The organism is Sinomicrobium soli (assembly GCF_003285545.1).
Lineage (GTDB): Bacteria > Bacteroidota > Bacteroidia > Flavobacteriales > Flavobacteriaceae > Sinomicrobium.
This window is the reverse complement of the sequence record NZ_QLNV01000015.1, coordinates 89,130-95,976: the sequence shown is the minus strand read 5'-3', so window position 1 is coordinate 95,976 and position 6,847 is coordinate 89,130. Positions and strand designations below refer to the sequence as shown.

The following is a 6,847-nucleotide window of genomic DNA, read 5'->3' as shown; positions in this document are numbered from 1 at the left end:
CAAAGAACGATTTGGACCAAATGGGCCAAGTTTATTTAATTTTTAACAACGTCCCAATTTTAATGGGACACTAGTGATACCTAATATAAAATTAAAAAAGGCGTAAAATAAAAGTATCCATATTTTGTGTTCGAACACATAATTTATTACATTTGCCACTACTGTTCGTAGTCCCTTATAATTTCAAGATCTCATAATTATTATTCATACATGACCGATCATATAAAACCAGAAGAAATACATTCCATAGCCCCCGGCAGGGTTTGTCTTTTCGGGGATCATCAGGATTACCTGGGGCTTCCGGTAATTGCCTGTGCTATTAACCGTTATGTAAAGCTTCGGGCTGTTCCGAATACCAGGGGCGTCTTTCGTCTTTTCCTGAAAGACCTGGGGGAAGAACGCACCATTAACCTGGACGTATCTTCAGAGGATCTGGCATACAGGGACTACCTGTTGTCTTCCCTGAAGGTACTGCACCGTTACGGTTGCCGTCCCGATACGGGTTTCGACATAGATATCCGGGGCGATGTCCCCATGAACGCCGGAATATCGAGCTCCTCGGCCGTGGTGGTGGCCTGGATCAACTTTCTGGCCTCTACCTTCGGTATAGATGAGGAAATAACACCCGAGCTGATCTCCCGTATCGCTTATGAGGCGGAGGTTACCGAACACGGCGAACCCGGCGGTAAAATGGATCAGTACAGCATAGGGGTGGGAAATGTGGTACACATAGAAACGGGGGCACATTTTTCCTGTAACATTATACGGAAGGAGCTCCACGGACTGATCGTGGCCGAGTCGGGGGTACCGAAGGAGACCATAGGGACCCTGAGCAGGTTAAAACAGTACGCGCTGGATGCCGTGGAAGCTGTAAAAAAACAATATCCCGGTTTCCGGCTCGAGGAGACCACCCCGGGGGAGCTCGGCAAATACCTCGGTATTCTTCCGGAGCGCCTACACCCTTTCTTCGAAGCAGCCGTAAAAAATCACGACTGTACATTAAAGGCCCTCGAACTGTTCAGGACAGAAGATCCGGACCTGCAGTCGCTGGGACAACTTATGAATACGCATCACAATATCCTCCGCGACCTGCTTCACATTACCGTACCCCGTATTGATGCCATGATAGAAGCCGCGCTGGATGCCGGGGCGCTGGGAGCAAAAATAGTAGGCTCCGGCGGAGGGGGATGTATTGTAGTAATAGCCCCGAAAGAACCGCAGAAGGTCATACGCGCCATTATAAAGGCGGGGGCCCGGAACGCCTATCAGGTAGATGTGGACCGGGGTGCCCGGGTAGAAAACCATATGATAAACACCAAACCGTAAAATATACAAGATATGCACGACAATCTGATCATTCTGGCTGGCGGAGCCTCTTCGCGAATGAAAAAGCCTTCCGAAAACGCTCATCTTACGGAAGAGGAAATACACCAGGCCAACGAACGGAGCAAGGGACTTATAGGGGTAGGGCCCGAAGGCCGCCCGCTGCTGGACTATGTGCTTTTCAACGCCAGGAAGGCGGGATACAAAAACATCTATATCGTGATCAGCGAACAGGGAGAACTTTTCCGTGAATTTTACGGGTCTTCCCAAAAGGACAACGTCTTTCATGGCCTGAACATTTCGTTTGCCATACAGTATATTCCCGAAGGCCGGGTAAAACCCCTGGGAACGGCAGATGCCCTTTTCCAGGCGGTAGAGCAATACCCTCAGCTCAACCAACAGGCTTACTCGGTATGCAACAGCGACAATCTCTACTCCGCAGAAGCTTTTCTGGCCCTGCGCCGTACAGATGCTCCCAATGCGTTTATCGCGTATGACCGGGATGCCCTGGAATTTCCTTTCGAAAGGGTCTCCCGTTTTGCCGTTGCCCATACCGACAGCAGCAATGCGCTGCTCAATATCGTGGAAAAACCGGCCCTGGAAGAGGTACCGCAATACGCCGATGACAAGGGAAAAATAAGGGTGAGCATGAACGCTTTCAAATTTGACGGCAAAATGTTGTACCCCTACTTAAAAAACTGTCCCATCCATCCCGAACGCAACGAGAAAGAACTGCCCACCGCCCTGCTGAACATGGTTCATGATTTTCCCGGGTCTGCCACAGGCATCCCTTTTTCGGAACACGTACCGGACCTCACCGCCAAGGACGACATTGCAGATGTAAAAAAATACCTGGAAAAACATTTTCCGAAACTGGATTGGTAGTAGGTGATGGGGAATAGTCTGAACAAAGCCTTATTCGAGGGCGGACAGGTCTACAGACGGGGGAACTCCCGTATCCTGACGGGTATGGTAGCTGTCTATTTCGGTATTTTTACTGAAAAAACCACAGTTTCGCATAAAGAAGCCTGAACCTTCAGTTCCCCCGGCATAGTCCATTCGCGCTTCTTTCCTGGCAGTGGCATCGGCGGTAAACTTCGCCCTGGTCAGTTCGTGCCACTCGCCCGAAACATCCCTTACCCATTGATTGGAATACAGGCCCTTCCTGGATTTAAACCCGGTTTCCGTCCTGAAATTTTCCAGGAAAGAATGCGGCCTCGTCAGATAGGTACTGGTATGCGGCCTCCGGAAACTGGCCATAAGCTCCCACTCCCCGGTCTCCGGGGCAAAAAACCAGGCCGTAAAATCGGTGGAGTTATTTTCCGACGGCTCTCCTTTCAGCAGAAACCTATAGGTGGTTTCCGCTTTCCACATAAATTTCCTGTAACTCTGTCCGCCGGAACCCTCATTTCCGAATTCTCCGGCATGTACGTCGTCTCCCTTATCCAGCAATATGATCTTGTAATCATCGGGTATGCCGGAAGGGTCATCGGTTTCATAAGGGCTCCATACCGAAAACAGCACCCGCCGTTCCGATTCCGAGTTGACCTGGATACCGAAATACCCCTGGCCAAACCCGTTGGCCATAAAGTAAGACCCCACAATATCCTCTCCTTCCGGTACGGTGACTTCATTGTAAAACCAAAGAATATCTTTCGCAGCAGGTACTTCATAATTCAGGTGTACGGAAGGCCCTCTCCTGCCCCAGTAAAAATCGTCTTTTACGTAATACACCGTTTCCTCAGTGGCACTTCCCCCGATAAGTATTTCATTGATATCCGCTATATACCCGGATGATCTTTCCTTACCCTGAAGTTCCACATAGTAGTATCCCGGCGTCTCCACCTCAAATTTCCCGGCGTAAACATCCTTATAATCCGTATGATCCAGGACAATTTCACGGGTATCTCCCTCCAGGGTAACTCTCAGCACGGAGGTTCCTTCGGGAACCCTGGCATTCAGCCCCACATAGACCTTCCCCGGTGCAGTTACCTTAAACCATGTCCGTATCACCTGACCGGTATCGGTCCAGTTATGGATCCCGGAATCGGAGATAACATCTTCATTGGCCCCGGGATCGTTCACCACCCAACTGTTACCCCCCGGCGGGATACGAATGGAAAAATCCGTTTCAGGGTCACTGCCGGAACCTCCCGGCCTGGTTCCGTTTGCACAGGAGACCAGTACAAATACCGACAGTAGCATTTTAAAATATTTCACTCGAATAAATTTAAATCAGGACATTTATTTACAGCAAGTTACTTCAGTGTAAGGTTACAGGTTACAAGTTGCTGGTAACTTGCAACCTGCTCACTTCGAACTTCTGACAAATACCGTATTAATACGTGTCTTTTATCCAGTTATAGGGGTTCCTTTTTATCCAGAGTCCTCTTGTAAAGTCAGGGAAGTCCTGGGGTTCGCCGTTGTTTTCTATGGACGCTTCCGAAAGCGGGGTCACCGCACTCCATGCCGCCGCATCATAAGCATCCATCGGGGGGGCTATATTCTGTTTGGCCGATTCCACAAACGCATTGAGCACAAAGAAATCCATTCCCCCGTGACCTGCACCTGTGGCGTGCTCACCGTATTTCTGCCAAAGCGGATGGTCGTATTTTTCCAGCCATTCCTTATCGGCATCCCAGCGGTGCGGTTCCGATTTACCTTCTATATAAATACGGTCGCCGTCATTTTCCCACAGCCCGTTGGCTCCCTGCACCCTGAATCCAAGGGAATAAGGCCTCGGAAGGTTACAGTCGTGTGTTACGATGATGGTCTCACCGTTTGCGGTTTCTATAGTGGTTGTGATCACGTCGCCCTGTTTGAACTTTACTTTGGCATTGGGGTGATCTTTGCCTCCGTGTTGCACCACGTAATTGTGTAACCCGATACCCTTGGTGGCATGTGATGTCAGTGATACAAACCGGTTTCCCCTGTTAATATCGCTCATGGCTGCAATCGGTCCCACGCCGTGAGTAGGATACATATCCCCGTTGCGCTTTACGGAATGCCAGGTACGCCATTTTGCTTCCGAGATGGCCTTGTCGCCAAATTCCACTCCGCCGCCATAGGGCTGTTTTCCGTCGTTGAACTTCACCTCTCTCAGATCGTGCTGATAACCACAGCGGAAATGTACCAGTTCGCCGAAAACATTCTGTTTTACCATATTGAGCACAGCCAGGACATCTCTCCGGTAATTCACATTCTCGAGGATCATCAGGTGGCTTCCGGTTTCTTCATGAGTGTTCACAAGATCCCAGCACTCTTCGAGCGTATTGGCCGCCGAGACCTCAAGCCCGGTATATTTTCCCGCCTTCATGGCATCAACAGCCATCCTGGTATGCCAGAGCCAGGGGGTAGCAATAACCACGGCATCCACCTCATCCAGCTCCAGCAGGTTCCTGTAGTCGTATTCGGAATCTCCGAACACCTTGGGCTTTCTGAACCCTGCATCCGATATTTTTTTCAGTGCAATGTCGATCCGTTCGGGGTCCACATCGCAAATAGCCGTAATTTCCAGGTCCTTGCGCTGTAGTGCATTGTTGAGGTGGTTGGTCCCTCTCAGCCCCACTCCTATAAAAGCCAGCCTCAGGGTACTGTCGCGCTGTCCGCGACCCTGCCCGAAAGATATATGGGGCGCCACGGAGATCCCGGCACCGGCTATGGCAGCCTTTCTGATAAAATCCCTTCTTGAATTCATTTGAGTCAGTATTATGCTATGTTTTAAAATAATGAGTGATATTCCGTTACGAAGAAATGAATTTTTCATCAGAAAACAAATGTGTTCGATAACAATTTTGTTTTCAGGCCTGAATTTTAACAATTTTTAAAAATAAAAAACAGAGTGTTTTAACCAATCCGGAATCTGTGGACGTGAAGCCATAGGGTTCGACAAGTAGTGAAATTGGTGCTTGGTTGCCGGGTTATTGGGTTATTAAGTTATTCAGGCAACAACTCATTAACTCATCGTCAGTTTGCAAACGACGAAATGGTCGGAAGTCGGGAATTGTCATTCAGAACAAGGTGGGGAATCGGGCTAATGAACTACGACAATTTCTCTTCCTTCAGCTTTTTAAAATAACGGTTCATGGACCTGTTCATATCCGGGGCCAGCCACAACACGGCTATCATATTGGGGATGGCCATCAGGGCAAAGGCCAGGTCGATCAGTGAGACCACGAAATCTACGGATGCCATGGCCACAAAAATGATACTGAAGATATAGACATAGTTATAAGCCTTTCCTACCTTCTCCCCGCCCAGAAAGGTAAGGCATTTGGTGCCGTAATAGGAATAGGTAAACAACGTCGACAAGGCAAAGACGAACACCATGACCATGAGCAGGATATCGCCATACCCGAAGAGCAGTTTCTCAAAGGCATTCAGGGTCATTACGATACCGTTGGTTTCGGTCGTTTCGTGTGCGCCGCTTATAATAATGATAATTGCGGTAATGGTACACACCACGATGGTGTCAATAAAAGGGCCGAGCATGGCCACCAGCCCTTCCTTGGCAGGTTCGTCAGTCCTGGACTGCCCGTGATACATGGGCGCATTCCCTATCCCCGATTCGTTCGAAAACACAGCCCGTTGCACCCCCAGGAGCACCAGCCCCCAGAAACCACCCTGAACCGCAGTGTGAAGATCAAAGGCCTCGCGGAAGATCAGTACTACGGAAGGCCATACCTGACCCGGATTGAGCACCATGATGAGCAGTGCCGAAAGAAAGTATACCAGTACCATAAACGGCACCATGGCCGAGGCAACCCTGACAATTTTTTTAAGTCCGCCGAAGATGACCATAGAAGTAAGTACGACCAGGACAATACCGATAATCAGCCTCCATTTCAGCTCGCCGAGACGGTAAAAACTGTCGGGGTTTACCACCTCGACAATCGTCTGGGTAAGCTGGTTGACCGTAAATGCCGGAAGCACGCCGAACAGGCCGGCCAGGCAGAAAAAGACCGCAAGTATTTTTCCTTTTCTACCCATTGCAATCTTCATGTAGTACATGGGCCCTCCTTTTACCTGCCCCTTATCGTCCACTTCCCTGTACAGTACCGCCAGCCCGCAGGAGTAAAATTTGATGCACGCCCCCAGTACAGCCGTAAGCCACATCCAGAACACCACTCCCGGTCCGCCGGAATAAATGGCTATGGCCACTCCGGAAATATTCCCCAGTCCTACGGTAGCCGCCACTACAGATGCCAGAGCCTGAAAGTGGCTCACCTCCCCGGTTTCCCCCGCCTTATCATATTTTCCCGACACCACTCCTATGGCATGCCTGAAGTGCCGGTAAGGCCTGAACCGGGAGTATCCGACGAGAAACAGCCCGCCCCCGATAATGATAATAAGCATAATCCATTCGGAAATACCAGTCAATTGCTTTAAAACTCCCGTTACTGCATCCATAGACAAGGTTTTCAGTTCCAAATATAACCAAATCGGACTACAGGGACCATCATCCGGGCATTGCTTACCACAAGTTTTACAGGTCGTATCCGGAATATTTTCATTCCACAGCTCA

At 49.6% G+C, this 6,847-nt stretch carries 5 protein-coding genes; 2 read left to right on the top strand and 3 right to left on the bottom strand.

The window, feature by feature from the left end; translation table 11 throughout:
• Window positions 1–210: 210 nt before the first annotated feature.
• Window positions 211–1,326, top strand: coding sequence for a mevalonate kinase family protein (locus DN748_RS15955; RefSeq protein ID WP_112372827.1), 1,116 nt, complete (start codon window positions 211–213; stop codon window positions 1,324–1,326).
• Between the two features lie 12 nt (window positions 1,327–1,338).
• Window positions 1,339–2,208: a sugar phosphate nucleotidyltransferase gene (locus DN748_RS15950; RefSeq protein ID WP_112372826.1), complete on the top strand. Its 870-nt coding sequence runs from the start codon at window positions 1,339–1,341 to the stop codon at window positions 2,206–2,208.
• Window positions 2,209–2,238: 30 nt separating this feature from the next.
• Here DN748_RS15950 and DN748_RS15945 read toward each other — a convergent pair whose 3' ends face one another.
• The 3 genes from DN748_RS15945 to DN748_RS15935 form a co-directional block, all read right to left on the bottom strand.
• Window positions 2,239–3,543, bottom strand: a complete 1,305-nt coding sequence (locus tag DN748_RS15945; RefSeq protein WP_236636897.1) for a DUF3472 domain-containing protein — start codon at window positions 3,541–3,543, stop codon at window positions 2,239–2,241.
• A 118-nt stretch (window positions 3,544–3,661) separates the two neighbouring features.
• Complete coding sequence (locus DN748_RS15940; RefSeq protein WP_112372824.1) at window positions 3,662–5,020, bottom strand: Gfo/Idh/MocA family protein; 1,359 nt, start codon at window positions 5,018–5,020, stop codon at window positions 3,662–3,664.
• A gap of 344 nt (window positions 5,021–5,364) precedes the next feature.
• The gene (locus DN748_RS15935) at window positions 5,365–6,732 is read right to left on the bottom strand and encodes an alanine/glycine:cation symporter family protein (RefSeq protein WP_112372823.1); all 1,368 of its coding nucleotides are present in this window, start codon (window positions 6,730–6,732) and stop codon (window positions 5,365–5,367) included.
• Window positions 6,733–6,847: the final 115 nt, after the last annotated feature.

What these genes read in the sequence shown, in the direction of transcription:
- DN748_RS15940 (WP_112372824.1), bottom strand. Translation starts at nt 5,020, where the DNA reads ATGAATTCAAGAAGGGATTTTATCAGAAAGGCTGCCATAGCCGGTGCC.
- DN748_RS15955 (WP_112372827.1), top strand. Translation starts at nt 211, where the DNA reads ATGACCGATCATATAAAACCAGAAGAAATACATTCCATAGCCCCCGGC.
- DN748_RS15935 (WP_112372823.1), bottom strand. Translation starts at nt 6,732, where the DNA reads ATGGATGCAGTAACGGGAGTTTTAAAGCAATTGACTGGTATTTCCGAA.
- DN748_RS15950 (WP_112372826.1), top strand. Translation starts at nt 1,339, where the DNA reads ATGCACGACAATCTGATCATTCTGGCTGGCGGAGCCTCTTCGCGAATG.